This is a genomic window from Polyangium jinanense (assembly GCF_028435365.1).
In genome coordinates this window covers 158816-183884 of the sequence record NZ_JAGTJJ010000003.1, presented here as the reverse complement: position 1 = coordinate 183884, position 25069 = coordinate 158816, and the positions used below count along the sequence as shown (strand labels likewise).

Annotated in this window: 24 protein-coding genes; 13 read left to right on the top strand and 11 right to left on the bottom strand. The window is 68.4% G+C overall.

The features are described 5' to 3' along the window. Positions 1–76: 76 nt before the first annotated feature. From KEG57_RS09980 to KEG57_RS09965, 4 genes are all read left to right on the top strand, one after another. Positions 77–1705, top strand: a complete 1629-nt coding sequence (locus KEG57_RS09980) for a hypothetical protein (protein WP_272419436.1) — start codon at positions 77–79, stop codon at positions 1703–1705. A 19-nt stretch (positions 1706–1724) separates the two neighbouring features. Beyond that, entirely contained in the window at positions 1725–2408 is a 684-nt protein-coding gene (locus tag KEG57_RS09975) for an NUDIX hydrolase (protein WP_272458407.1), read from the top strand. Continuing rightward, positions 2405–3421, top strand: coding sequence for an NAD(+)/NADH kinase (locus tag KEG57_RS09970; protein WP_272419433.1), 1017 nt, complete (start codon positions 2405–2407; stop codon positions 3419–3421). Before KEG57_RS09975 ends, KEG57_RS09970 begins: the two co-directional genes overlap by 4 nt. A 420-nt stretch (positions 3422–3841) precedes the next feature. Beyond that, positions 3842–4177, top strand: a complete 336-nt coding sequence (locus KEG57_RS09965; RefSeq protein ID WP_272419432.1) for an HU family DNA-binding protein — start codon at positions 3842–3844, stop codon at positions 4175–4177. Between the two features lie 109 nt (positions 4178–4286). Here KEG57_RS09965 and KEG57_RS09960 read toward each other — a convergent pair whose 3' ends face one another. Continuing rightward, positions 4287–4934, bottom strand: coding sequence for a hypothetical protein (locus KEG57_RS09960; RefSeq protein WP_272419430.1), 648 nt, complete (start codon positions 4932–4934; stop codon positions 4287–4289). 178 nt (positions 4935–5112) lie between these two features. Between KEG57_RS09960 and KEG57_RS09955 the strand changes: the two genes are divergently transcribed. Continuing rightward, positions 5113–6474: a citrate synthase gene (locus KEG57_RS09955; RefSeq protein ID WP_272458406.1), complete on the top strand. Its 1362-nt coding sequence runs from the start codon at positions 5113–5115 to the stop codon at positions 6472–6474. A gap of 79 nt (positions 6475–6553) precedes the next feature. Here the strand turns inward: KEG57_RS09955 and KEG57_RS09950 are convergent, their stop codons facing one another. Beyond that, positions 6554–6778, bottom strand: a complete 225-nt coding sequence (locus KEG57_RS09950; RefSeq protein ID WP_272419427.1) for a hypothetical protein — start codon at positions 6776–6778, stop codon at positions 6554–6556. Positions 6779–6954: 176 nt separating this feature from the next. Here KEG57_RS09950 and KEG57_RS09945 point away from each other — a divergent pair, with 176 nt between their 5' ends. From KEG57_RS09945 to ggt, 5 genes are all read left to right on the top strand, one after another. Continuing rightward, complete coding sequence (locus KEG57_RS09945) at positions 6955–8037, top strand: hypothetical protein (protein WP_272419426.1); 1083 nt, start codon at positions 6955–6957, stop codon at positions 8035–8037. 2 nt (positions 8038–8039) lie between these two features. Further along, positions 8040–8723: a hypothetical protein gene (locus tag KEG57_RS09940; RefSeq protein ID WP_272458405.1), complete on the top strand. Its 684-nt coding sequence runs from the start codon at positions 8040–8042 to the stop codon at positions 8721–8723. Then, positions 8720–9766: a beta propeller repeat protein gene (locus KEG57_RS09935; RefSeq protein ID WP_272458404.1), complete on the top strand. Its 1047-nt coding sequence runs from the start codon at positions 8720–8722 to the stop codon at positions 9764–9766. Before KEG57_RS09940 ends, KEG57_RS09935 begins: the two co-directional genes overlap by 4 nt. A gap of 190 nt (positions 9767–9956) precedes the next feature. Then, complete coding sequence (locus KEG57_RS09930; RefSeq protein WP_272458403.1) at positions 9957–10841, top strand: hypothetical protein; 885 nt, start codon at positions 9957–9959, stop codon at positions 10839–10841. 93 nt (positions 10842–10934) lie between these two features. Further along, positions 10935–12824: a gamma-glutamyltransferase gene (ggt, locus tag KEG57_RS09925; RefSeq protein ID WP_272419421.1), complete on the top strand. Its 1890-nt coding sequence runs from the start codon at positions 10935–10937 to the stop codon at positions 12822–12824. Here the strand turns inward: ggt and KEG57_RS09920 are convergent. The 4 genes from KEG57_RS09920 to KEG57_RS09905 all read right to left on the bottom strand — a co-directional run bounded on the left by KEG57_RS09920 (position 12821) and on the right by KEG57_RS09905 (position 16636). After that, the gene (locus KEG57_RS09920; protein WP_272419736.1) at positions 12821–13333 is read right to left on the bottom strand and encodes a universal stress protein; all 513 of its coding nucleotides are present in this window, start codon (positions 13331–13333) and stop codon (positions 12821–12823) included. The two genes, ggt and KEG57_RS09920, sit on opposite strands and share 4 nt — an antisense overlap. A 260-nt stretch (positions 13334–13593) precedes the next feature. Beyond that, positions 13594–14205: a hypothetical protein gene (locus KEG57_RS09915; RefSeq protein ID WP_272419420.1), complete on the bottom strand. Its 612-nt coding sequence runs from the start codon at positions 14203–14205 to the stop codon at positions 13594–13596. Between the two features lie 15 nt (positions 14206–14220). Beyond that, positions 14221–15177, bottom strand: a complete 957-nt coding sequence (locus KEG57_RS09910) for a tetratricopeptide repeat protein (RefSeq protein WP_272419419.1) — start codon at positions 15175–15177, stop codon at positions 14221–14223. Beyond that, entirely contained in the window at positions 15149–16636 is a 1488-nt protein-coding gene (locus KEG57_RS09905) for a serine/threonine protein kinase (protein ID WP_272419418.1), read from the bottom strand. Before KEG57_RS09905 ends, KEG57_RS09910 begins: the two co-directional genes overlap by 29 nt. A 131-nt stretch (positions 16637–16767) precedes the next feature. Between KEG57_RS09905 and purB the strand changes: the two genes are divergently transcribed. Beyond that, positions 16768–18069: an adenylosuccinate lyase gene (gene purB, locus KEG57_RS09900; RefSeq protein ID WP_272419417.1), complete on the top strand. Its 1302-nt coding sequence runs from the start codon at positions 16768–16770 to the stop codon at positions 18067–18069. Positions 18070–18102: 33 nt separating this feature from the next. On the opposite strand, the gene KEG57_RS09895 is transcribed toward purB, so the two are convergent. The 3 genes from KEG57_RS09895 to KEG57_RS55545 form a co-directional block, all read right to left on the bottom strand. Continuing rightward, positions 18103–18957, bottom strand: a complete 855-nt coding sequence (locus tag KEG57_RS09895; protein WP_272419416.1) for a hypothetical protein — start codon at positions 18955–18957, stop codon at positions 18103–18105. Between the two features lie 63 nt (positions 18958–19020). Then, positions 19021–19500, bottom strand: coding sequence for a hypothetical protein (locus KEG57_RS09890; RefSeq protein WP_272419415.1), 480 nt, complete (start codon positions 19498–19500; stop codon positions 19021–19023). Positions 19501–19508: 8 nt separating this feature from the next. Then, positions 19509–20771, bottom strand: coding sequence for an aKG-HExxH-type peptide beta-hydroxylase (locus KEG57_RS55545; RefSeq protein WP_272419414.1), 1263 nt, complete (start codon positions 20769–20771; stop codon positions 19509–19511). Between the two features lie 96 nt (positions 20772–20867). Here KEG57_RS55545 and KEG57_RS09880 point away from each other — a divergent pair, with 96 nt between their 5' ends. Both KEG57_RS09880 and KEG57_RS09875 read left to right on the top strand, forming a co-directional pair. Next, positions 20868–21500, top strand: a complete 633-nt coding sequence (locus tag KEG57_RS09880) for a hypothetical protein (RefSeq protein WP_272419413.1) — start codon at positions 20868–20870, stop codon at positions 21498–21500. A gap of 55 nt (positions 21501–21555) precedes the next feature. After that, positions 21556–22605, top strand: a complete 1050-nt coding sequence (locus KEG57_RS09875) for an aldo/keto reductase (protein ID WP_272419411.1) — start codon at positions 21556–21558, stop codon at positions 22603–22605. 23 nt (positions 22606–22628) lie between these two features. Here KEG57_RS09875 and KEG57_RS09870 read toward each other — a convergent pair whose 3' ends face one another. Together KEG57_RS09870 and larAH are read right to left on the bottom strand one after the other, a co-directional pair. Then, positions 22629–23300: an HAD family hydrolase gene (locus tag KEG57_RS09870; protein WP_272419410.1), complete on the bottom strand. Its 672-nt coding sequence runs from the start codon at positions 23298–23300 to the stop codon at positions 22629–22631. Positions 23301–23425: 125 nt separating this feature from the next. Beyond that, the gene (gene larAH, locus KEG57_RS09865; RefSeq protein ID WP_272419409.1) at positions 23426–25051 is read right to left on the bottom strand and encodes an NPN-dependent hydroxyacid isomerase, LarAH14/15/16 family; all 1626 of its coding nucleotides are present in this window, start codon (positions 25049–25051) and stop codon (positions 23426–23428) included. Between the last annotated feature and the right edge of the window lie 18 nt (positions 25052–25069).

Here is a 25069-nt window from a genome sequence, read left to right as displayed (position 1 = left end):
ACGTCCTCGACACGCCCTCGTCGAGAAGTCGCCGCCGCCGTGACGCTGCACGTTCGTCACGGTAAGTATGGCGACCATGCGTATCTCTTCGCTTACATCTCCGCTTCTTCTGCTTCCGCTGCTCACGCTCGCCGCGGTCCCGTTCGCCTGCGCAAATCCCGTTCAAATGCCCGACGCCGGCACCGGCTCGGGCGGTGATGCAGGCGCGGGCGGCGCGACGGGTGTAGGCGGCGCGGGCGGCTCGGATGGCGACGCTGGCCCCGACGTCACACCCGGTTCGCCCTGCACCACGGACCTCGATTGCGTGGCGCTCGAAGGCCCTTGCAGCGACGGCGTGTGCGCGGGGGAGAACGGCTGTCAGTTCGTGCCGAAGAACGATTTCGGCCCGTGCGACGACGGCCTCTTCTGCACCATCAACGACGTTTGTCTGAGCGGCGTGTGCACCGCGGGCACCTCGAAGCTCTGCCCGTCGAACGGCGAGTCCTGCAAGATCGGGAGCTGCAACGAGGCGAACGACGCGTGCGAGTTCGCGCCCGTCAACGAGGGCGGCTTCTGCGACGACGGCGACCCGTGCACCGATCTCGGCACGTGCAAGGCCGGCGCGTGCCAGATGGGCCCGCCGATCGACTGCTCCTTCCTCAACGGCCTCTGCTCCATCGGCCAATGCGACACGGTCCTCGGCTGCATCGCCGTCCCGCAGAACGACGGCGTCTTCTGCGACGACAACCTCTTCTGCACCGTGGAGGACGTCTGCATCTCGGGCCAGTGCGTCGGCAAGCCGAACCCCTGCCTACCGACGGCCGATCCTTGCAAGAACCCGCAGTGCGACGAGATCAAGCAGACCTGCATCGCGGTCCCGGGCAACGACGGCGCCACGTGCGAAGACGGAAACAGCTGCACCGCGGGCGAGGTCTGCGCGGCCGGCGCATGCGGCGGCGGCATGCCCGTGCCTGTGGGCACCACGTGCAACGACAACAAGGCCTGCACGACGGGTGAGACGTGCGCCGCCGGCACCTGCGGCGGCGGCGCGCCGATCCTCGACTGCGCCCATGGCGACGGCTGCTGCCCTGCGGGTTGTGATCTCTCGACCGACGACGACTGCAAGCTGCTCAAGGTCGCCGTGATGGGCGGACCGTTCTACGTCGACGACCTGCGCGCCCACCTCGCCACGCAGCCCTTCATCGGCTCGGCCGTGGTGAACACCGATTGCTCGCTCGCCACGCTCCAGAAGTTCGACGTCGTGATCACCCACGGCCAGATGAGCTGCTTCAGCCCGTCCACGTTCGAGGCCTACGCGCAGGGCGGCGGCGGCGTCATCGCCACGCCGTGGATGTACAGCAACTACGGCAACCTCGTCGATCTCCTGCCCGTCACGGGCCAGGTCATCAACAGCTTCCAGAGCTTCCCGCTCAAGGTCACCGTGCTCGACCCGTCCGACGTCCTCCTGCAAGGCGTCAACTTCCAGCCCAACGACTTCGTCGGCTGGGAGGAGGTCCAGTTCACGCTCAAGCCCGGTGCCACGAGCTCGGTCGTGTGGCTCGGTGATCTCACGAGGCACGCAGTCGCGAAGTGGCCGTATGGAAGCGGCCGCGTCGTCTATCTCGATTTTCATTACCTCACGTCCGATTGCTCGCTCGCTTCGGGCTACACGTGGGGCAAACAGCTCGCGTACAACGCCACGCTCTGGGCTGGAAAAGTCCTGTAACGCACGGACCGTTCGGCGTATGCTCCGGGCTCCGGCGATGCCGCTGCCCCCCTTGCCACGCATCCTGCTCACGCAGGAACAGCACGCAGAACCGGGCTCGCCCGCCTTCCTGCGCGTCGAGCGCGTCATGCTCCGCGCCACCTTCCCGGACGGCGAACAGAGCGAGCCCTTCTCCTACGATATCGTCGATCGGCAGCGGCTCGACGCCGTGGTCATCGCCGCGCACTTCCGCGACGAGAAGGGCGTCCGCCACGTCTACCTCCGCTCCTCGGTGCGCCCTCCCGTCGCGCTCCGAAACCGCGCGACCTCGCCCATCGAAGAGCGCGACGACCTCGGCAACCTCTGGGAGCTGCCCGCGGGCCTCGTGGAAGTCGAGGAGCGAAGCCCCGAGGGCCTCCTGCTTTGCGCCGCGCGTGAGCTCCAGGAAGAGCTCGGCTTCGAAGTCGACCCGCGCGCGCTCGCGCCGCTCGGTCCTTCCTCGTTCCCGGCGCCCGGCATGGTCGGCGAGCGGCACTTCTTCTTCCACGTCGAAGTCGACCCTGCGCGACGCACGACGCCGACCGAGGACGGCTCGGTGCTCGAACGCAAGGCCACGATTGCGGCGCTCTCCCTCGACGAGGCCCTCGCGCTCGCGCGGAGCGGCCTCCTCGAGGACGAAAAGACCGAGCTCGCGCTCCGCCGCCTCGCGGAGCTCGCCTCGTGAAGCGCGCCTCGTCCGCGCGACGAAAGGCGCCCGCGGGCTCGAACGGCCTCGCGGCGAAGAAGCCCAAGGTCGCGCTCATCGTCAAGCGCTCGGCCTACCGGGTGCAGGTGGAGGAGCGAAAGAACGGCCGCATTCAGCGCCTCCTCGACGCCCACGACCCCACGGTCGCGCACCTGCGCGCCGCGCACGAGGAACACGAGGCCACCGCGGCCGAGGTCAAAGCCGCGCTCGCCGTGCTCGGCGTGGACGTCGCGTTCGAGGGCAGCGTCGGCGACGCTTTCGACGCCCGCGGCCTCGACCTCGTCATCACCGTCGGCGGCGACGGCACGCTCCTCAGCGCCTCGCACTCCGTCGCGGATGTCCCCATCCTCGGCATCAACAGCGCGCCCGAGTACTCGGTCGGCTTCTTCTGCGGCGCGCGCCGCGGCGAGGCCGCGCTCGCCATCGGCCGCGCGCTCCGCGGCGAGCTCCGCCGCGCCGTGCTCACGCGCATGCAGGTCTGCGTGAACGGCCGCGTCGTCGCGGCCCGCGTCCTCAACGACGCGCTCTTCTGTCACGTCTCGCCGGCCGCCACCTCGCGTTACCTCGTCCGGCTCGGCGACATCGAGGAGGAGCAGAAGTCGAGCGGCTTCTGGATCGGCCCCGCCGCCGGCTCCACCGCGGCGCAGCGTTCCGCCGGCGGCCGCGTGATTCCTTTGACCTCCAAACGATTGCAGCTCGTCGTCCGCGAGCCCTACACCCCGCACGGCGAGCGCTACCGGCTGCGGCACGCGCTCATCGCGCCGGGGACGCCGCTCGTCGTGCGCAGCAAGATGACGGACGCGAAGCTCTTCATCGACGGACCGAACCGCACGATCGACGTCGGCGTCGGCGATCTCCTGGAGTTCACGCAGGCGAACGAGGCCCTCACCGTGCTCGGCATCGCGCCCACGCGGCGCTGGGGCGTCGACCACGACGAACCCCCGTCACAAGCGCCGAGCCGCGCCGCGCCCCGCGACGACCACGCGCGCTGATCCGAAAAACGGGTTCGTCCGTGCGCGCTTGCCTCTCCGGAGGCCTGTCTCCCGGCCGTCCCGTGAAAAATTCGCCTCGCACCGGCGCACGCCGCGAGCGCCCCCCGGAAGAGCCGGATCGGCGCCGACCCTTCGGGATCCGCCGTTTTCGTGGTACCCGAACCTCCCACCGCGCCGCGATCCTCCGCTCCGCGCCGCTCGGGTTCCTCCGGAAGATCGCGCGTTTTCCCTGGAAATCAGGGCTCTTTCGGCCCCTCGTGTGGCCGCGCCGAGGGCCCCATCAGGCCGCGACCTCGGGAGGGAGCTCTCGTCGAATGGCCTATTTTTGTCGCTCCGAACGACGATTTCCCGCTCGACCTAGCGCGTTCCTTGTGGTTGTTTGGGCCGCGAGAGGGGCTTTTACCTCGGAGGAAACACATCATGGCTGGCAAGAAGACGGAGACGAAGAAGGCGGCCTCGATCAGCAAGAGCGCGCTTCTGAACGCGATTGCGGAGGAGGCGGGGGGCGAGATCACGCGCAAGCAGGTCAAGCTCGTCCTCGACAACCTCGCGCAGATCGGCCACCGCGAGCTCAAGAAGGCCGGCATCTTCACCGTGCCCGGCTTCGCCAAGTTCCGCGTCGTGAAGAAGCCGGCCACGAAGGCGCGTGAGGGCGTCAACCCCTTCACGAAGCAGCCGATGACGTTCCCGGCCAAGCCGGCGAGCAAGACGGTCCGCGCCCGCCCGATCAAGGCGGTCAAGGACGCGATGGGCTGAGCCTTCGCTCCCGTCCCTCGAGTCGAAGGGCGGGGCCACGGGTCGCGGAACGCCGGTCTTCGCAGTGCGAAGCCGGCGCGCGGCCCGTTTTCTTTTTTGTGCATCCCGTCTAGCCCGCCGCGATGGCGAGCTCGGCAAACCGCGCGTACGCCCGATCCCGATCCGCGCGGATCTCCTGGGCCCGCGCGAGCAGCGCTTCGATCGGCTCGCCGCGCAGCTTCTGGAACGTGAGCTCCGAACGGTCGACCGCGCTCGCCTCGAACTCCTCGATCGAGGTCGCGAACACCGTGCCGCCCTCGTGCACGCCTGCGGGGATGAACTGCACGAACGGGTCGGGCGCGCGGCGCAAGAGCCCGATGAGACGATGCGGCGCGTCGCGATCACCGACGAGCTCGGGGTGGAACGCCGCCATCACCGGCGCCTCCGGGAAAAACCCTTGCAAACGGGCAAGCAGCGTCGAAGCGAAGCGCTCGAACACGTTCGGCGGCGGCAGCGCGAGCGGAAAGACCACGTGCAGCACGTTGCTTTGCGCCGCAACGACCGCTTCACGCGTCGCGTCGAGATCGGGCTCGCGGTCGAGCATCACGCAGAACTTCCCGAACGCGACGTCCACATCTCGGACGAACGGGCAGAGCGCGTACGCTTGCACGATCTCCGTCGCGTAGCGCCGATGGACCCGGAGGACCTCGGCGGCGAACGCAGTCGCATCGGGGTGGGAGGCGAGCTTGCCCCGGACCATCGGTTCGAGCGCGGCCATCCTCGTGTACCTACCAAAGTTTTCCCTGGCCGCCGCGGGGTTTGCCCTGAGAGACCCCCGTCGATCGCCCCCTGCTTGTGGCCAGACCAACACTCCTAGAGCCGAAACCCTGTGTTTTCCGGCGTCCCCACGATATTTGCGTGCACGTGGACACTTCACGTGTGGTTCCGCTCGGCTTATGTCGGACAGCCGTGGTACTTATGCCGCCGCTGCGGCGGGTGTGGTGAAAGGAGGACGCGTGCAGGAGACGGCCAAGCTCACGCTCAACAAGGATGGACAGGAGCAGACGATCGAGCTTCCGATCGTGACCGGGACGGAGAACGAGAAGGGCATCGACATCTCGACGCTCCGCGCAAAGACCGGCTGTGTGGTGCTCGACCCGGCGTTCGTGAACACCGCGTCCACGTCGAGCTCGATCTGTTTCATCGACGGGGAGCAGGGCATCCTGCGGTATCGGGGCATTCCGATCGAGCAGCTCGGTGAGAAGTCTACGTTCGTGGAGGTCGCTTACCTCCTGATCTACGGCTCGCTGCCCAGCCGCGCGGAGCTGTCGCGCTTCTCGACGCTGCTCACGCGGCACTCGTTGATCCACGAGGACATGAAGCACTTCTACGAGGGGTATCCCTCGACGGCGCACCCGATGGCGATCCTGTCGTCGATGGTGTGTTCGCTCTCGAGCTTCTATCCCGAGGCGATCGACGCGGACAACCGCGAGCAGGTCGACATCACGATCGCGCGCCTTCTCTCGAAGGTCCGCACGATCGCGTCCTTCTCGTACAAGAAGTCGATCGGCCAGCCCTTCGTCTACCCGCAGAACTCGCTCTCGTACTGTGCGAACTTCCTCAACATGATGTTCTCGGTCCCGGCGGAGCCGTACGAGATCGACGAGGACATCGTGAAGGTCCTGAACCTCCTGCTCATCCTGCACGCCGACCACGAGCAGAACTGTTCGACGTCGACGGTGCGGCTCGTGGGCAGCGCGAAGGCGAACCTCTTCGCCTCGATCGCGGCGGGCATCTGTGCCCTCTGGGGCCCGCTGCACGGCGGCGCCAACCAGGAGGTCATCGAAATGCTCGAGGAGATCCGCAAGGACGGCGGCGACGTCACGAAGTTCGTGAAGCTCGCGAAAGACAAGTCCTCGGGCTTCAAGCTCATGGGCTTCGGCCACCGCGTGTACAAGAACTACGACCCGCGCGCGCGCATCATCAAGGCTGCGGCGGACAAGGTTCTCTCGAAGCTCGGCATCAAGGATCCGCTCCTCGACATCGGCCGCAAGCTCGAAGAGGCGGCGCTCAGCGACCCGTACTTCGTGGAGCGCAAGCTCTATCCGAACGTCGACTTCTACAGCGGCATCATCTACCGGGCCCTCGGCTTCCCCACGAACATGTTCACCGTCATGTTCGCGCTCGGCCGCCTGCCCGGCTGGATCGCGCACTGGAAAGAGCAGAACGAGAACCCCTCGACGAAGATCGGCCGCCCGCGCCAGATCTACACCGGCGAGGTCGAGCGCAACTACATCTCCCTCGAAGAGCGCGGCTGAAAGGCTCGCGCCTCGCGCATGCGTGGGGGGAGGGCCGCCTCCCCCCGCGCGCCCTACCCCTCCCGCATCCTCGCGAACGTCAGTTGATGATCGAGCTGCCGAAGCTCGGCACGGGCTCGTCCATCCGATCGATCGCGGCCTTCATCCCTGCCCACGCGTTGCGGAGGGCGTCGGCCGACATGCGCACCGTCACGCCGTTCTGAAGCATGGTGACGTGAACCGTGCCGCACGTGCATCGCGTCACGCGCACGGCGCTGTTCGACGCGAGCTCGGTGTGCTCTCCGCACTGCTTGTTGCCAGCCATCGACGAAAATCCTCCGTGCGGCGACAATAGCAGCAAGGCGCCCTGTGTGCGCCTCCTCGCGCGCACCTTCCCCGGGAAAGGACGCGCGGAGGGCAGCAGGGCCCGGATGGCCGACGACTTGCTTTCGTGTAGCGTCCTTACCGTCCCCTTTTTCTCACCCCCGGGGAGGAGAACCTATGTCTGCATTCCGATCTCTCGTCTTGCTTGCGTTCGCGGCCCCCCTCTTTTTTGCATGCTCGAGCGAGCCGAATCCCCCCCCGACAACGGGGGCAGACCCGGCACATATCGACCCACCCCCGGCGGGTCAGGGCTTCCAGATCGAGACGAAGACCTTCGAGGTCCCGGCCGGCGTCGAGAAGCAGGACTGTTACTTCTTCCGCGTCCGTGACCTCGCGGCCGCGAACGGCCTCGATCCGGAGAGCCCCGTCTACGTGAACCGCGTGCAGATCGCCCAGAAAGAGGGCTCGCACCACATGAACGTCTTCCGCGTCCGCACGATCACGGGCCTCGATCCGGCGAACGGCGCGATCCAGGAGGGCAAGGACAACGTCGGCGAGTGCTTCAAGAGCTCGAACTGGGCGGACTGGCCGCTCGTCGCGAACTCGCAGATCGACGGCCAGCTCGACTGGACCTTCCCCGAGGGCGTCGCCAACGAGTTCATGCCCGACGAGTGGCTCATGCTCCAGACGCACTACGTCAACGCGTCGACGCAGGGCACGCCCTCGGGCGAGGGCAAGGTCAACGTGAACTTCTGGACGATCCCGAAGGAGAAGGTCAAGGCGCAGCTCGGAACGCTCTTCGCGACGAAGCAGTCGATCCGCGTCTGTGCCTCGAACCCGACGCCCTCCTTCGACGGCTCCTGCCAGTTCAACAGCGACGTGCCCGTGCACATCATCGGCGCGAACGGCCACTTCCACAGCCGCGGCAAACAGTTCGACATGTTCACGTGGGACGGCGTGAGCATCGACCAGCCGCCGATGGATGAGCGCTTCTACGCCTCGCAGGCCTGGGACGAGCCGCCGATGCTCACGTCGCCCGAGCTCGATCGCGAGGTCCCCGCGGGCGGCGGCGTGTTCTACACGTGCTCGTACCAGTGGCAGATGCCCGAGGCCTCGCTCGGCTGCGACGGCTTGAACGCGCTCGACAAGCAGGGCGCCGACGACTGCTGCTACACGTTCGGCCCGATCGTCGAGGCCAACGAGCACTGCAACATCTTCGTCTACTACTACCCGAAGTCCGACAACATCAACTGCTTCTAGCCGTGGACAAACGCTCGGTCGCCCTCGTGCTCGCGCTCGCTGCTTGCAGCTCTCCCTCGCCGCCGCCGGAGCCGGACGCCGGCCCGATCGGGGGCTGCAAGCTCGCGTATCTCGGGGACCCTTCGGCCGAGCCGATCATGGAAGTGATCGCGCTCGGTCCCGGGGGCGAACTGCAGCCGATCAGCGACGGATCGAGCATCTCGCTCATCTTCCCGCCGCAGGGCGGCCGCGTCGTGTTCGCGGGCGTGCGGGCGACGAACGTCGACCCGTGCGCCGTCCGCGTCGCGGGCGCCCTGCGCGACCCGGTGACGAAACAAGTTCGTCTGGACACACGCATCATCAACCTCGAGCCCACGGACGACGGCCACGGGCGCAGCGCGCCGACGGACATCTCCACGTTCTCGAACATCGCGGCGTGTCCGAACCAGTGGGCCGAGGAGGACCTCTTCGACAAACCCTACGAGCTCACGGTCTCGCTCACGGATCGCGACGGCAAGAAGGTCACGAAGATCATGACCGTGACCCCGCGCTGCGACGAACCCGGCTACGAAGCCGAGTGCCTCTGCATGTGCGCCGGCGACTACGTCCTCGGCATGCAGTGCGATCCCGATGCAGGCCCCATCGATCCGGACCTCGACGCGGGCGCAGACGGAGACCCTCCGGACGCGTCCGGAGGATCGCCGTGAAGCACCATCGCCTCTCGCTCGTGCTCACGCTCGTGGCGCTCACGACCGGCTGCTCCGATCCGCCGCCGGACAAGCCGCCTTCCTCGGAAACGCCCGCGTGGCAAGTCGCGCTCGACGGGGGCGACCTCGACCGCGCGGTGCTCAGCGTCTGGGGCAGCGGCCCGAAGGACGTCTTCGCCGTCGGCGGCCCGCTCGGAAACGGCCTGGAGTCGCTCGTGGTCCACTTCGACGGCGCCTCCTTCCGCGAACTCCATCCCGGCGGCGACCAGACGTACTGGTGGGTCTCGGGCTCCGGCCCGGACGACGTCTGGATGGTCGGCGAGGAGGGCCGCATCACCCACTGGGACGGCGCGACCTTCACGGAGCACGATTCCGGCACCACGGCGACGCTCTGGGGCGTCTGGGCGGCCTCGAAGACGGACGCCTGGGCCGTCGGCGGCACACCCGAGGGCGGCGTCGACGCCCCGAACGACGTGATCCTGCACTGGGACGGGAGCACCTGGACGCCGGTGACCTTGCCCGGCATGCCGCTCGGACGCGCGCACTACAAGGTTTGGGGCACGAGCTCGGACGACCTCTACGTGGTCGGCGAGTACGGCACGATCTGGCATAAAAAAGGCGCGGAATGGGCCCTCGAATCGGACCCGCCTCTCGCCAGTGGCACACTCTTCACGGTGGCTGGCTGCGGCTCGAACGAGGTCTACGCCGTCGGCACGTTCGACGTCCTCCGCTCGGACGGCGCGACGTGGCAGAAGCTCGACGTCGCGCTCACGAACGGCGTCAACGGCGTGGCTTGCAACGCGCCCGGCGAGGTGGTCGTCGTGGGCTTCGGCGGCTCGAAGCAGCGTCTCGACGCGGGCGCCTGGGTGGACGAGTTCGAAGTGCCACCTTATGCCGATCTGCATGCGGCCTGGGCCGATGGCACTGGCACGTACTGGGCCGTTGGAGGAAACTTCGTGACGAGCAGCATGCCGGGCGCGGCGCGCGAGGGCATCGTGGCGCGGTACGGCCCAGGCAGGATCACGAGTCAAATCCTTCCGTGAGCTCGACCTGGTCGGACGAGCGACCGCCGGTATGACAGCCCCGCCCGAGGCGGCGTGAACGGCGGAGCTCGACCGTTTCGAAATCCTCGGCGGATCGTCAAACGCAGGACGTACCCTCGCGGATGGTCGCCCCCTTGCACCGGGGGCGCCGCGATCGAGGGACCCCTCGTCCACACAGGAGAACGAACTCATGCGTACTTCCCTTGCCCCGATCTTCGCCGCCGCCGCGCTCGCCGCCGCCACGACCTTCGGCTTTGCTTCCTCGGCCGACGCAAAGACCATCAGCGCTTGCGGCGGCATCGAGCTCGCCGCGAACGCCCAGTGCGAGATGCGCGTCTCGGGCGGCTGCACCGCCGCGTGCGAGCCCGTGAGCTTCCAGGTCCAGTGCGCCGCCGACCTCTACGTCGGCTGCAGCGGCCAGTGCAACGCGAACATCAGCGCCTCGTGCACCGCGAGCTGCGCGGCGAGCTGCGAGGCCGAGTGCAACGTCGACCCCGGCAGCTTCGAGTGCGGCGCTTCCTGCCGCGCGGACTGCGGCGCGAGCTGTGACGCCTCCTGCGCCGCCGATCCGGACAGCGCCCGCTGCCGCGCCTCCTGCGAGGCCACGTGCGGCGGCGAGTGCGACGCGCGCTGCGAGGCCACGCCGCCCAGCGCGGACTGCAAGGCGCAGTGCTCCGCGTGCTGCACCGGCTCCTGCGACGCGCAGGCCAACATCGACTGCCAGATCGACTGCCAGGCCAAGGGCTTCGTCGACTGCGAGGCCGAGCTCAAGGGCGGCTGCGAGGTCGCCTGCCAGAGGCCTGAAGGCGCGCTCTTCTGCGACGGCCAGTACGTCGACGTCGGCGAGCAGATCGACAATTGCGTCGCGCAGCTCGAGAGCCTGCTCGAGATCAAGGTCGAGGGTTACGTGCGCGGTGACGCGAATTGCAGCGGCGGCCGCTGCACCGCCTCGGGCGAGGCGGGCGTCTCCTGCGCGCAGAGCGCCGGCAACACGTCGGGCAGCGCGGCCGGCATCCTCGGCGCCATCGCGGCCTTCGGCCTCGCGCTCGGCCGCCGCAAGAACCAGAAGAAGTAGTCGCCGACCTCGGGGGTTTGGGGGCGGCGCTCGGCTCGTCCGAGCAAAGCCCCCAAGCGTCAACCGGGGGCTTGGGATAGAGTCCCCCCGCCGATGCCCGCGCGTCCGAGAAGAACCATCCTCCTCGCGGCGGCGCTCGTCTCGGCCTGCGTCGCCCAGACGCCCGCGCCGCGCGACGACGCCACGCCCCCTCCCCCCTCCGTGACGTCCGCCGCGCCGAGCGCCTCCACGAGCGCGTCTGCGGCCGTCGTCCCTGCGACCTCCGCCGCTGCGAGCGCGCCCGCGCCCGACCCTTACCCGGCCCCGCCGCCGCCCGCTCCGCCCGTCGCTCTTCGCCCGGGCGGCAAGCGCGCCGTGCAGGGCGAGGCCGGCCTCGTCACCTCCGTCGAGAAGAACGCCACGCGCATCGGCGTCAGCGTGCTGCGCCGCGGCGGCAACGCCGTCGATGCCGCGGTGGCCATCGCGTACGCGCTCGCCGTCACGCATCCCTCAGCGGGAAACATCGGCGGCGGCGGCGTGATGATGATCCGCCTGAAGAGCGGCGAGACGCACTTCGTCGACTTCCGCGAGACCGCGCCCGCGGCCGGCGCGACGACCGAGAAGGTGCTCGCGATGCTCGATCACGACGGCGGCATCGGCCTGCGCTCGGCCGGCGTTCCGGGCACCGTCGCGGGTTTGTCCTTTGCGCTCGAACGGTTCGGCACGCGCCCGCTCGCGGAGCTCGTCGCGCCCGCCATCGAGCTTGCGAAGAAGGGACACGCGCTCGGGCCGCGGCAAGCGCTCACGCTCGCGTGGGCCTGGGACAAGCTCAAGCACGACCCCGCGGCCCGCGCGATCTGGGGCAAAGGGAAAAAACCACTCGCCGAGGGCGAACGCGTGCGTCAGCCGGACCTCGCGCGCACGCTCGAGTCGATCGCGAAGGAAGGCCCGCGCGCCTTCTACGAAGGATTTTTCGCGCGCGCGATCGACGAATGGATGAAGAAGGGCGGCGGGTACATCACGGCCAAGGACATGGCCGACTACCGCGCGAAGCAGCGCGCGCCGCTGCGCTTCTCGTACCGAGGTTTTTCGGTGGAGACCGCGCCTCCGCCGTCGATGGGCGGCATCGCGTTCGCGCAGATCATGCTCTCGCTCGAACGCGCGCGCGCACACGAGCAGAAGCCCGGCTCGGCCGACGCGCTCCACCTCTTCGTCGAGGCCGCGCGCCGCGCCTACGCCGATCGAAGGCTCGTCGGGGCCGACCCGGACTTCGGGCCAAAGGACCTCGACACGAAGCTCCACGAGCTCCTCTCCGGCGTGCACCTCGCGACCCGCAAGCCCGCGATCGACCCGACGCGCGCCACGCCCTCGGCCACGCTCGCCGCGGCGATGCCCGAGGCCGCGAAGGAGTCACCCGAGACCACGCACTTCTCGGTCGTCGATGCCGAGGGCAACGCCGTCGCTTGCACGTACACGCTCTCGGCCGGGTTCGGCGCGAAGGTCGTCGTGCCCGGCACGGGCGTCCTGCTCGGCAACGCTCTCGGCGGCTTCTCGAAGGACGGCCCGAACGTCGTCGCGCCGGGCAAACGCATGGCGACCTCGATGTCGCCGACGATCGTCACGCAGAACGGACGGCTCGCGCTCGTGCTCGGCTCGCCGGGCGGCGACACGATCCCGAACACCGTGGCCCAGGTCTTCCGCAACCTCGTCGACTGGGGCATGACGATCGACGAGGCCATCGCGACCGGCCGCCTGCACCACCAGTTCCAGCCGGACAAACTGCGCGTGGAGAAGCAGCGCCCGCCGCCGCGCGAGGTGCTCGCCGAGCTCACGCGGCGCGGGCACACGATCGAGCAGAGCAACCTCACGCAAGGCGACGCGAACGACATCCTCGTCGACCCGCAGACGGGCTTTGCCTACGGCTTCGCCGATCCCCGCGAGGGAGGCACGGCCGAGGGGATTTCCCGTTCGGACATGGAAAAGGCGAAGGACGCCCGTCCTTAACGAAGGCGCGGATCGTATTGATCGACGCCCGGGTCGTCCTCGTCGCGCTTCGGGCGGACGATCACGACGGGGCATGGCGCATTGCGCGCGATGCGATCGGCGAGCGGGCCGCCGAAAAGACGCTCCAGGCGGCTCGGCGGGTGGCTCGCCACGACGATGAGGTCGGCCCCGATTTCGTGCGCCAGGTTCACGATGGCCTTGTCCGGCCGTCCGTCACGGTAATGCATGGCCATGAGCCGCGCTTGCCCGCCCGCGGAGCGATGTTCGAGCACCTTCAAAGTCGGCAGCTTCGCCTCGCTCGCGTGCGAGGTCGACACCCGCGGCGTCGCCACGTCCTTGATTCGCGGCGCCATGCCGCGCGCCCCGATCACCACCGCGTGAATCTCGGTCTCTTCGCCCCGGAGCTCCGCCAGATCAAAAGCGAACCGCCAAGCCCGGCCGCCGGGCTCCGAGAGGTCGAGCCCCACGAGCACGATGTACGGGTCCTTTTTGCGCTCCGCGGGCGGCATCACCCTGCGAACGGCCGAGTCCGGTGGGGAAGCCGAGACAGCGCGCAGCCTCGGCTGCGTCGTTTCTTCGCTGTCCGGGGCGGGTGAATCGGGGCCGGGCTCTACCGTGGACGGAGCAATTGCGACCATTGCCAGCGAATGTTTGGATCGCGTCGCGTGGTCGCAAGTCCCTTTCGCTACTTCTTCGAGCGGAAGCATTCCGAAACGACCGCGCGGCGCGGGCGGACGGGCCCGGCCGCCGCGGGCGGGCGCGCACGGCCTCAGCGCAAGAACGCAATCGCGAGGCCGACCGTGGCGGGAATGCGGCCGGTCAGACCGAACCCCAGCGTCGCGTTCGGCCGCTCCCCGATCTTCGCATACGCGCCTTCGAGGTAAAGGCCAAGCCCTGCCTCGCCGTACGCATACCCTATAGCGCCGCCGCTGGAGCTCGTCCCCGAGAACGTGGTCGCCTCGAACGCGCGGACCTCGGCCGTGACGCGAGCGGCCATGCCAAACCCCATCTTGTCCGTCTCCGGCTCGTACCAGAGCCGCGGCTGGGCCGCGACGCCGATACGGGCGATTTGATCCACGACGGGAAAGACCGTCCCTTCGAAAAAGGCGCCGTGCCGGGAGGGCCCGGCGCCCGCCTCGAACGTGTAGCCCAAGCCGACGTCCGCACGCCGCTTCTGCCAGTCACGCATGAGCTGGAGCGGCTTCACCCCCACGTCGACGTGCCCCATCGAGGGGCCCGTCTGCTTGGTGCTCGGCGTCCCATAACGAACGCCGCCGCCCCCGGAAATGGCGAGCGGCGGCGTCGCGAAGGGAAAGGCGATGCACGCGGGGAGCACGCTCGTGAGCGCGAGAAGGCAAAACGTCGAAATGCCCCGGTGCATGCCGCCCCCTCCCGCTCAGAACACCCCGCGCACCATGACCGAGCTCGGCCCGATGAAGACCTCGGGCATGTACGTCACCTCGAGCTTGCGCTGAATCTTCTGGTTGCCGATGACGCCCAGCGCGATGCCGCCGCCGAACATCACGGCGCCCACGCCGAGCGTCGCCCAGCCCCCAGGCGATCCGCCTCTCGAAAGCCCGACCGTGCCCGCGCCCACGAGCCCCACGATTCCACCGACGACACCGAGGACGACCCCGCCGGCGAGCATGCCCGTGCTGCGGCGGACCGTGGCGATCCGGTATTTGGGTTTGTCCCCCTGCCCCGGCATCGTCTGCGGTTGCGTGACCTGCTCGGGCGGCGGCGGCGGCACGTCCGTCGCGTCGAGCGTGACCTCGTCCGTGGCCTTCTCCTTCGATTCGACGGCCGCCTCTTTGAGCACGTCGTTCCCGCGCCGGAGCGTCACCACGTGTTTGCCCGGGTCGACCGGCAGCGGCACCCCGAACGTGACGGGGTCGAGCTTCACCTCGTCGCGATACACACCGAGCCCCTCGACGCTGCCTTTCACCTGCACCGTCAAGTGCGGCAGGCGTGGATCGAGCTCCTTTTGCCGGCGCGTGGCGAGGTCCGCCCGGGGTTTGTCGCCTTCGCGCTTGGCCTGATCCCGCGCCTCGCCCCACAGGGCCCACGCGCGCGCGAGCTGGCCCTGTTTTTCAACACAATCGGCCCAGTTCAGCTTCGTGCCGATGGCCGGATCGAGCTTGTAGCTTCCCTCGAATTTCGGGCAGGCCTCGGCGTAGTTCTTCTTCTCCATGAGGCCCTTGGCCACCCGGAAAAGCGCCTCGGCCGCGGCCGGATCATTGGCGAGCACCGGCGCCGAGCCGAGCGAGAGCGCCGCGAAGGCGAGGACCGGGGCGACGAAACGAAAAGAGCGACGCCGCTCGAAGTCAGCGGCGACCGGACATGAGGTCGTCATCGTTCGGCTTCTTTTTGGTGGTTACGGTCGGCACCGGCTTCGTGCGGCCCGGGCCGGGGGGCAAGGGGGGCGCGGCGGGCTTCGCGGAGACCGCGGGCAGCGCGGCCGCGGGTTCGACCGACACCGCCGCGGCCGGCTCGACCAACGCCTGCGGATCGGCGGCCACGGGGGCCTTCGGGGTCGGCGTGGGCAAGGGCAAAGGCGCGGCCTCGGCGGCGGCCGCTTCCGGTTTTGGATCTTGGCCGCTGTTCTTCGCGCCAAACATCACCGCGGCCCCGACGATACCGATCAGCGCAATGGCGATCGCCGCGAAGATCGGGGCCTTGCTGCTCGACGCATTCGGCGGGCGCCCCGTTTGCGCGACGGGAACCGCCGTCGACGCGGCGAGCACGGTCGCGCCCATGGCCGTCTGCGGCGAGATGGCGTCGCCGCCCATCGGGGTCAGGGCCCGCGGGTTCTCGGGCTGCGGCGCGATCGGCATCGGCGCGCCGGCGACCGTGTTCGTCGGCGCCCCCTCGGCCGCGCGCGCCTGCTGCAGGATCTCCGTCACTTCGAGCACGAGCGCGGGCCCCTCGACGACGCCGAGCGCGGCCGCGAGCTGCGTGATCGTCTCGCCGGCCGTGCGGAAGCGCTGCGAGGCGTCACGGCTGCAGCAACGCAAGAACCACGCGTCGAACGCCGCGCCGAAGGGGCTGCCTTTCTGCGACGGCGGCGGGATCGGGTCGACCACGATCTGCACGACGAGATCGCTGATCGTCTCGGCCTGCCAGTAATCGAAGCCGAGGAGGAGCCGGGCGGCGATGAGGCCGATGGCCCAGACATCCGTATGAGGTCCAATGAGCTGCGCCTGGGCCCGCGCCTGCTCGGGCGCCATGTAGAGCGGCGTGCCGAACACGGCGCCGGTCTTCGTCTTCGAGTGCGCACCCATCGCGCTCGACGCGGCGCCCGTGAGCTTCGCGATGCCGAAGTCGAGCAGTTTTACGCAAGGCGTGCCGTCCTCGCGCACCGTGAGGAAGATGTTCTCCGGTTTGAGATCGCGGTGCACGATGCCGATCGCGTGGGCCTTGTCGAGCGCGCGCGCGGCCTGCCGCAGGTAGAGCACGACCTCCTTCGGATGCAGCTTCTGCCGCGCTTCCGCCTCGCCGGAGAGGTCTTTCCCGCGGAGGAACTCCATCACGAGGAACGGCGCGCCGTTCAGTTCCGGCGCGACGTCGGCGTCGGTCACGCGCACGATGTGGTCGCTGTCGATGCGCGCCGGCGCGCGCGCCTCGGTGCGGAACCGCTCGATCGTGCTCGGATCGGAGAGCGTCTCGTTGTGCAGCACCTTCAGCGCGAGGCGCTCGTCGGTGTGGACGTGCTGCACGAGATACACGGCCCCCACGCCGCCTTCGCCGAGCTGCTTGACCACGCGGTAGCGGCCAGCGATCACGAGGCCGGGCTGGATTTTCTCGGTGCTCATGGAGCGATGGCCCCCTGAAAAGTACAAGCCGAGCCTAGCACGGCCCGGCCGAGCCCGTCGCCTTTCCTGCCGCGCCGCTCGGGCCCGGCCCGCTTGACGGCGCGCGCGACTTCTCCCAGCTTTCGCGGCGAATGATCCCGCGATACACCCCGCCCGCGTTCGCCGCGCTCTGGTCGTCCGAGACTCGTTATGCCGTGTGGCTCGACGTCGAGCTCGCCGCCTGCGAGGCGATGGAAGCCGAAGGCCTCGTGCCCGTCGGCGTGGCCCGAGCGCTTCGTGACAAAAACCTCAAGCTCGATCCGGCGCGCATCGAGGAAATCGAGCGCACGGTCAAGCACGACGTCATCGCGTTCCTCACGCACGTCGAGGAGCTCGCCGGGCCCGACGCGCGGTGGCTGCACCGCGGGATGACATCGAGCGACGTGCTCGACACGAGCCTCGCCGTGCTGCTCGTCCGCGCCGCCGACCTTTTGCTCGAGCGGCTCGACGGCCTCATCGTCGCGCTCTCGCGCCGCGCCGACGAGCATCGCCGCACGCCCATGATCGGCCGGAGCCACGGCATCCACGCCGAGCCCATCACCTTCGGCCTCGCGCTCGCGGGCCACCTCGCCGAGATGAAGCGCGGCCGCACGCGCCTGCGTGAAGCGCGCAGCGAGATCGCGGTCGGCAAGATCTCCGGCGCGGTCGGCACCTACGCGCACCTCTCGCCGAAGATCGAAGCCCAGGCCCTCGCCGCGCTCGGCTTGCGCCCCGAAACCGTGGCCACGCAGGTCGTCCCGCGGGATCGTCACGCCGCGTTCTTCAACGCGCTCGCGCTCGTCGCCGCGGGCATCGAGCGGCTCGCGACGAACGTGCGGCACTGGCAACGCACCGAGGTCGCCGAGGCCGAGGAGCGCTTCACCCAGGGGCAAAAGGGCTCGTCCGCGATGCCCCACAAGCGAAACCCCATCTTGAGCGAGAACCTCTGCGGTCTCGCCCGCATCGTACGCGCCGCGGCCATGCCCGCGCTCGAAGACGTCGTCCTCTGGCACGAGCGCGACATCTCGCACTCCTCGGTCGAGCGCATGATCGCGCCCGACGCGACGACCACGCTCGGCTTCATGCTGGAGCGCACGAGCTCGCTCGTCGACGGCCTCGTCGTGCGCGAGGAGAACCTCCGGAAGAACCTCGAGCTCTCGGGCGGGCTCTTCTTCAGCGAGGCCGTGCTGCTCGCGCTCGTCTCGTACGGCCTGCCGCGACAGGAGGCCTACGTGCTCGTGCAGCGCAACGCGATGAAGGCGCTCGCCGGCGAGGGCACGTTCCGCGATCTCCTCGGGGCCGATCCGGACGTGAGCGCGCGCCTCTCGGCGGCCGAGCTCGATCGATGCTTCGACCTCGAACACGCGCTCTCGCACGTCTCCGGCATCGTCGACCGCGCGATCGCGGCGCCCTGACGAGGCTGTCCCGGCCCCCCTCGCCGGTGGATTTCACGGATATTCGATCGGCGTCCCGTCGGCGTCGTTGACATTGCCAACGACAGTCGGATTCGGATCGTCGATCGTCCACGGCCCGTACCCCCAGTCGCCTTTGAAACGGTTGCGGAGGACCTTGATCCCGGTCGGCATCTTGCCCCGCAGGTTGAGCGAATAGCCGCCGCCGGAGAGCCAGTTGCACTCGATCAGGAGGTCCGTCGTATCGCCGCTCTCGTCGCCGGTCTGGACGCAGGCGTTGCTCGCGCCCTCGATCCGGTTGTGGCGGAGATGGACGTTCAGCCCATGGGTCGACTGGACGCCGTCGTTGTGCTGGTCTGGATAATTGCCGAGGTCGTGAATCCACGAATCCTCGATCAGCACGTTCTCGTCCGCCTTGAAGCCGTCGGCGCTTCCGTGGACGTTGACCCGGCGCGCGGTGTAGTTCGAGAAAGACAGCCCGGCGGTGACGTCTGCGCTCGTCCCTATGATCTCGGTGTCCTCGACGACGAGACCTTTGTTGTCGTTGTCGAAGTAGCGAATCGGGTAGTAGTCGCCGCTCGTGATCCGACATCGCCGGATCGTGACGTCGTCGGCGAGGATCTGGACCTCGCCCTGGATGTCGAGGTCCTCGACGATCGCGCCGTTGGTCGTCACCTGGATCGATCCGCTCGGGGTGAGGATCGTTCCCTTGGGAACGCCGGTATTGTCGGGCCCGGGTTGATTCGCCCAGCACGGGTCGCCCGCGTCACCGCCCGCGTCACCGCCGGTCTCCGCGTCGCCGACGCCGCCGTCGATGGGGGTCATCGGGTCGGAGCTCGTGCCGCACCCGATGAGCGAAAGAACGAGGGCGAGGAGGAGATCCTTTTTCATTTCGTGATCGTATGCGAAGCGGAAGCGAAAAGGAACAGCGGTCGACGTGGGGTCGAGGCGCTCCTACCGATAAGGCGATCCCATCGCGATGCGCAGATCACACTGGAACAGCTCGTAATGCACCGTCACGGCGAGCGCTCGTCCCGCCGCGAAATGCACGTACACGCCGGGCCACGAGCACGCCCAGGTCTCGTCGAGCGTGCGCACCAAAAGCGTCACGGCCGGAAACCCGGCGCGCCGATCGAACCGCACGCAAACGAGCTCCTCGGCGCCGGCCGCGAGCCATTCGAGGCAGCCACGCATCTCCCGCGGCGAGAGCCGGTCCTGCCGCAGCCATTTTTCGAAGTCGACCGCCCCGCCTTTCCCTTCGAGCGCCCGCCGAAACGCAAAGCTCCGGTCTGGCTCGACGAACTCCTCGGCGAGGCGCGCCGCGTGCTCCTCGGTGGCCCGCGGCCCGAGTGTGCGCAGATCGACCCGCAAGGAACGCAGGCGCGCGAGTTGCTCCCGGAACGTATCGCGGAGGAAGCGTTCGTCGGGACGCACGCGGCCTCTCAGGCGTCCATTTTCTTGTAGTGATCGTGCCAGCGCCGGATCTCGTCGAGCACCGCTTTCCCCACGCGGGTTGGCTTTCCGTTTTCGAGGATCACCTCCGCGCCCTCCGCGTTGATCTGCCGGACGCGCGCGAATCGCTCCACGAAGCCCGGCGCCTTCGCGAGCGGGTGCCCCGCCTCGATCATGCGCTCGTAGAGCCGCGCGACGGGCAAGAACGCGTGGACCGCGAGCAGGACGCCGTGGAGCGGCCGCGGATCGGGCCGCACGGGCGACGTGTAGAGCGGGGAAAACGCATTTTCGAGCACGGGATCGATCTCGAAGAGCGCATTGATCTTGTTGTGCGAAAATTCGTGGATCACCGCCTCCGCCATCGTCATGAGGCTCGGATGCAGGGACATATAAATCGTCCCGATCGCCTCCTGGTACGACGCGGATAGATGTTTTTCGTCGTGGTATCCGACGGGCACAATCTGCTGCACGAAAAGATCGATCTCGCCCCGCAGGTCCGGCAGGTGTTCCCGCACGAGACCGAGCGCCTCGGAGAGTGATCGCGTCCATTCCGTCACGCTCTTGCCGCCGAGATCGATCGCATTGCCCTCCTTGTCGGGGTGCGCCTCGACCATGGCGAGCGGATTCGTGTCCACGAGCGCGAGCAGCGTGCCCCCATCGATCGGAAAAAACGGCCGCGATACGGTCACGCCCGCGCGCGTCTCGGAATATCCCGGCGGCTGCGCCTCGAGCGCCTGAAGGCTCAGCGTTTTGGCGCCGTCCGCGCGCTCGACGACGATCTTTCCCTCGTTCTCGAACACGACGGCGCGCGTTTCCTCGGGCAAACCGATCGAAATACCTGCCGTGGTGGAGACGAGCTGCCTCGGAGGCGCTTTTTGCCGAATGGCCCGCGGGAGCGCGGAGGCGCGCGCGAGGTGCAAGAGAAAGACCCCGATGAGCTCGCGGAGGAGCGCCTCGGAATCGGGCCGCGGCGTGCGCAGGCACCGGACGAGCGTTCCCATCGCCGTGCGGCGGAGGACGCTCGGGAGCGAGCCAGGGTTCTTCCGCGCGACCTCGCGTGTGAGCGCCTGAAAAATCGCGAGATCGGCGCGCGCCTCGGCCGAGAGCGCGAGACCCTGCCCCACGCCGAGAAGCTCGGGCACGAGGCGACCGAGCGCACGCGAGAGGACGCCTTTTGCGGTCTCCGACCCCGACGCCGGAATCGTGAGGTCCTCGGGAGGCTCGATCGGGCGCGTGGCGAGGGCAGGAGACACGGCGCCATTGTGGGCGAGGAGGGTGCGGGGCGACAAGCAAGAAGGCGCGCGGCGCGCCGCTTCATTCCGCGGCAGCGGCGTGGTAAGCAGGAGCGCATGTCCGGCTGGTCCATCGGGAAACATCGGGTACAAGTCGACGTCCGCGAGCCTTTCCTGACGATCTTCGTCGACGAGGAGAAGACGCGCGAAAATGAGATCCCGACGCACGAGCTCGGCGATTTTCCCCTGAAGATCGGCAAGCGGGGCGTGCTCCTCCGGCGCGTGCGGAACCTCGACGTCGCGCGGAGCGAGCTCTGGATCGACGGCGTGAAGGTGCCGCCCTCGGAGGAGCCGATCCCGCAGCGAAAGCCGAAGAAGGACACGGTCTGCGAGGTGCATCCGGGCGGCAGGGGTGGCTATCGTGACCCGGGGGCGGCGGCCGACGCGAAGCTCGCCTGCGGAATCTGCCGCGTCCCGCTGTGCGATTCGTGTGTCGCGGTCGACGGCGTGCGCTGCAAGGCGTGCTTCGAGACGGCAAGCACGGCGATGGTGAAGGCCGAGCGCGCATTACGCATCAAGGGTCCGCTGCTCGGCGTGGCGCTCGGCCTGCTCCTCTTCATCTTCGGGCTCGCGCTCGATTCGATGCGAATGGCCGGCGCGGGCCTCGCGGCGATCGCCCTCGTGGGGGTCCGCGTGGGGATCGGGTACGCGAAGGAACGACGGGAAGCCAAAAACCGGCTGCCCCCTTGATTTCGCCCTCGGGCCTGCGTACGCACGTCCCGATCCGCTATCCGCGGGAGGAAGCATGCGTTACAAGCTCTTGGGTCGAACGGGGATCAAGGTGTCGGAGCTGTGCCTGGGCACGATGAGCTTCGGCGACAGGTGGGGGTTCGGGGCGGACGAGGCGACGTCGATCGAGGTCGCGGCCGCATACGCCGAGGCCGGAGGCAATTTCCTCGACACGGCGAACAAGTATCACGAGGGCCATACCGAGGAGATCTGCGGCAAGATCATCGCCAGCAATCGCGACCGCTGGGTGCTCGCCACGAAGTTCACACTCACGACGGCGAACGGGGATCCGAACGCCTCGGGCAATTCGCGCAAAAACATGGTCCAGGCGGTCCACAAGAGCCTCGGACGGCTTGGGACCGATTACATCGACCTGCTCTGGGTGCACGCCTGGGATTTCACGACGGGCGTGGAGGAGGTCATGCGGGGCCTCGACGACCTCGTTCGCGCGGGCAAGGTCCTCTCGATCGGCATCTCGGACGCGCCCGCGTGGGTCGTCTCGCAGGCGAACACGGTGGCGATCCTGCGGGGTCTTTCGCCGTTCGCGGCGCTCCAGATCGAATACAGCCTGATCGAGCGGACGGTGGAGCGCGAGCTCATCCCGATGGCCGAGGCGTTCGGCATCACGCTGACGCCGTGGGCGCCGCTCGGCGGCGGCGTGCTCACGGGCAAGTATTCACGCAGCGGCGGCGCGCCCGAGGATACGAAGCGCGCCGCCGGCAACGAGCAGCGTCTCTCGCCGAAAAACCTCGCCATCGCGAAGACCGTGGACGCCATCGCGGACGAGCTCGGCAAGACGTCGGCCCAGGTCGCGACGAACTGGGTGCGTCAGCGCGGGGCGAACGTCGTGCCCATCGTGGGCGCGCGCAAGGCGTCGCAGATCAAGGACGTCCTCGCCGGCCTCGATTTCACGCTCAATGACGACCAGCTCCGCCGCCTGAACGACGTCAGCCGGATCGACCTCGGCTTCCCGCACGACTTCCTGGGCTCGCCCCGCATTCGCGGCATCATCTACGGCGATCGCGCAGACGACATCGACCTGCCTGCCGTGACGCGCCCGCGCTGAAGAAGCCTCCTCGCCCGCTCGGGCTACACGATCCCGAGCCGTTCCAGCAGCGCCGCCGGGAGCGACGCGAAATCCGCGGACGTCCAGTCGGCGCCGGCGTCGCGTAGCTCCTCGGCCGTCGTCGCGGTGGTGATCCCGACCGCCACCATCCCCGCCGCCTTTGCGGCGCGCACGCCGTTCGCCGCATCCTCGAATACGACACACGCCGCCGGCGCGACGCCGAGATCCTGCGCTGCGCGGAGGAAAATGTCGGGCGACGGCTTGCCGCGCGTTACCTCCTCGGCGCCCACCACGCGCTCGAAGCGCTCGCGGAGACGGAGCCCATCGAGCACGAAATCGCGATTGCCGAGCGGTGCCGCCGTCGCAATCGCGAGCCGCACGCCGCGGCGGCGCAGCCGTTCGAGGAAGGCATCAGCCCCGCGCGTGAGCGCGAGGTGCGGGCGGTACGTGGCGCGGTAAAGCCCCTCCTTCTCCTCGGCGAGCCGCGCGAGCTCGTCCGGCGGCACCGCCCGCCCGAGGAGCTCGGGAAAGATCTCCTCATTCTTCTTTCCCGCAAATTCCCGCTGAAAACGCTCGGCCTTGGTCGGCACGCCGAGTCGCTCCGAGACGATCTCCCACGCGCGATTGTGGAAGGCCATGTTGTCGACGAGCGTGCCATCCATATCGAAGACGGCAGCACGGAGGACCTCGAGCATGCGTCACCCTAGCGCAGATCGCGGCTTGGCGGGCGCCGGCGGAGGCGGGTCATGGTCGAGCCCGTGCCGCCGGGCCGGCTCTGCGATGGTCGGTCGGAGAGGGAGATCGGGGGGGAGGGCGTCTCTCAGCCTTGCCCTTCGGGCAATGCCGAAAGCGGCGCGCGCTGCTTCTCCACGGACATATCCGCCATGAAGATCGGCGGGCAATGCAGCGCCATGATGTCCGGGTTCGGCGGCGCGGTCTGCTTCGCCATTCGCAGCGCCTCGTCCATCGTCCGCGCCGTCTCCCAGCCGAGCAATTGCGGGATGTATTCGTTGTCCGCGCCGACGACGATCACCCGACCGAGGTGCTGCCGCCCCGCCTCGCCCCAGTACCACATGAAGAACGGGTGCGTCGGGTGATAGGCGTGGCCGTACCGGTACATCTCGATGTAGGCCGGGTTCTTCGCGAATTTCGGCTCCCAGATCTTGTGCAGCTCCATCGCGTCGCGCGTCTCGGGCAGGACGCGGTGCACGAACTCGATGTACGGCGCGTGGTGCTCGTTGTCGAAGAGGTCCGTGCACGGATGCATGATGATCATCGTGCCGCCCTTCTTCACCATCGGCGCGCCGCGATACAGGTTGAAGAGATACCCGTTCGCCATCACCTGCACGAGCAGCGGGTTCAGGAACGAATTCACGTTGTACGGGCTGATGAACGGAATGCCCGTGATGAGAATGTCGCTCTGCCCCACGACCGGCACGCAGTATTGCTCGAAGCTCTTCCGCAGCGTGTGCTCGTGCACGGCCTCGGTCTCGCCAGCGAAGACGCCCGTCACGCCGAACGGCGAGGGCACGCGCTGGAAGATCGCCTGACGCGCGGGCTGCGGCAGCTTGTCGAGGGTGAACCGGAGCGCCTGGAGCGCGTTTCGCTCGGTCCGCGAGAGATCATCCTCGTTTTTCGCGAGGAACTCGAGCGGCGTATCGAACATCCGATTGTTGATCGTCGTCTCGATCGTGAAGACGTTGAGCTTCTTGTTCGCGAGCCGCCCCATACGCACGACGCTCGTGTTCAGCGCCGACGATTTCGGGTCCATGTACGAATAACATTGCCGCATCACGCGCGGGTTGTGGTGCGCGCGCAGGCTCCGGTATCCGCACAGGCCCACGGCGACCGATTTGTGGCCGCCGTCCATGGGCACGAGGTTCAGGTTCACGTAGATGATGAGGTCGCTCTCCACGGCGCGCCGGTTGAGCTCGACGTCCTCGCCCTCCTCGGTCGTGCCGAGGTATTTCATGTTGGCGAGGTTCTCGGCGTCGTGGTTGTAGAGCTTCTTCGGCCAGAACGCGTTGAAGATCTTGTCGCCGACGACGTGCCGGATCTCCCAGTCCTTCATGCGGCGATGCACGCTCGTCGCGATGATGATCTCGATGTCGTCGACCCCGTAATCGGCGAGCAGGTCGAGCACGATCGTCAGCACGCGCTCGCGAATGTCCGGCCGCTTCATCGGCGGCAGCGGCAGCGAGATGTCGTCCATCGCGATCGTCACCTTCATCCCCGGCCGGAGCTTCGCGTAGAGCGGCTCGGAGTTGTACGGGTGGTTGATCGCGTACCGGATGGCCGCGTCCACGTCCTTCAGGGGCTTGAGCGGGGGCTTCGGGTAGACGACGCGGCTGCCCGTCGGCAGGTCGACCTCGACCAGCCTGTCGCCCGAGAAGAGGACGCGGGGTGCGCTGCGGCTGTCGATCGTCACGACACAGGGATGGCTCATGGCATTCTCGTATTCGGC

Coding starts and splice junctions, on each gene's coding strand:
- KEG57_RS09980 (WP_272419436.1), top strand. CDS start 77: ATGCGTATCTCTTCGCTTACATCTCCGCTTCTTCTGCTTCCGCTGCTC.
- KEG57_RS09975 (WP_272458407.1), top strand. CDS start 1,725: ATGCTCCGGGCTCCGGCGATGCCGCTGCCCCCCTTGCCACGCATCCTG.
- KEG57_RS09965 (WP_272419432.1), top strand. CDS start 3,842: ATGGCTGGCAAGAAGACGGAGACGAAGAAGGCGGCCTCGATCAGCAAG.
- KEG57_RS09960 (WP_272419430.1), bottom strand. CDS start 4,934: ATGGCCGCGCTCGAACCGATGGTCCGGGGCAAGCTCGCCTCCCACCCC.
- KEG57_RS09955 (WP_272458406.1), top strand. CDS start 5,113: ATGTCGGACAGCCGTGGTACTTATGCCGCCGCTGCGGCGGGTGTGGTG.
- KEG57_RS09950 (WP_272419427.1), bottom strand. CDS start 6,778: ATGGCTGGCAACAAGCAGTGCGGAGAGCACACCGAGCTCGCGTCGAAC.
- KEG57_RS09945 (WP_272419426.1), top strand. CDS start 6,955: ATGTCTGCATTCCGATCTCTCGTCTTGCTTGCGTTCGCGGCCCCCCTC.
- KEG57_RS09930 (WP_272458403.1), top strand. CDS start 9,957: ATGCGTACTTCCCTTGCCCCGATCTTCGCCGCCGCCGCGCTCGCCGCC.
- ggt (WP_272419421.1), top strand. CDS start 10,935: ATGCCCGCGCGTCCGAGAAGAACCATCCTCCTCGCGGCGGCGCTCGTC.
- KEG57_RS09920 (WP_272419736.1), bottom strand. CDS start 13,333: ATGCCGCCCGCGGAGCGCAAAAAGGACCCGTACATCGTGCTCGTGGGG.
- KEG57_RS09915 (WP_272419420.1), bottom strand. CDS start 14,205: ATGCACCGGGGCATTTCGACGTTTTGCCTTCTCGCGCTCACGAGCGTG.
- KEG57_RS09910 (WP_272419419.1), bottom strand. CDS start 15,177: ATGACGACCTCATGTCCGGTCGCCGCTGACTTCGAGCGGCGTCGCTCT.
- KEG57_RS09905 (WP_272419418.1), bottom strand. CDS start 16,636: ATGAGCACCGAGAAAATCCAGCCCGGCCTCGTGATCGCTGGCCGCTAC.
- purB (WP_272419417.1), top strand. CDS start 16,768: ATGATCCCGCGATACACCCCGCCCGCGTTCGCCGCGCTCTGGTCGTCC.
- KEG57_RS09895 (WP_272419416.1), bottom strand. CDS start 18,957: ATGAAAAAGGATCTCCTCCTCGCCCTCGTTCTTTCGCTCATCGGGTGC.
- KEG57_RS09880 (WP_272419413.1), top strand. CDS start 20,868: ATGTCCGGCTGGTCCATCGGGAAACATCGGGTACAAGTCGACGTCCGC.
- KEG57_RS09875 (WP_272419411.1), top strand. CDS start 21,556: ATGCGTTACAAGCTCTTGGGTCGAACGGGGATCAAGGTGTCGGAGCTG.
- KEG57_RS09870 (WP_272419410.1), bottom strand. CDS start 23,300: ATGCTCGAGGTCCTCCGTGCTGCCGTCTTCGATATGGATGGCACGCTC.
- larAH (WP_272419409.1), bottom strand. CDS start 25,051: ATGAGCCATCCCTGTGTCGTGACGATCGACAGCCGCAGCGCACCCCGC.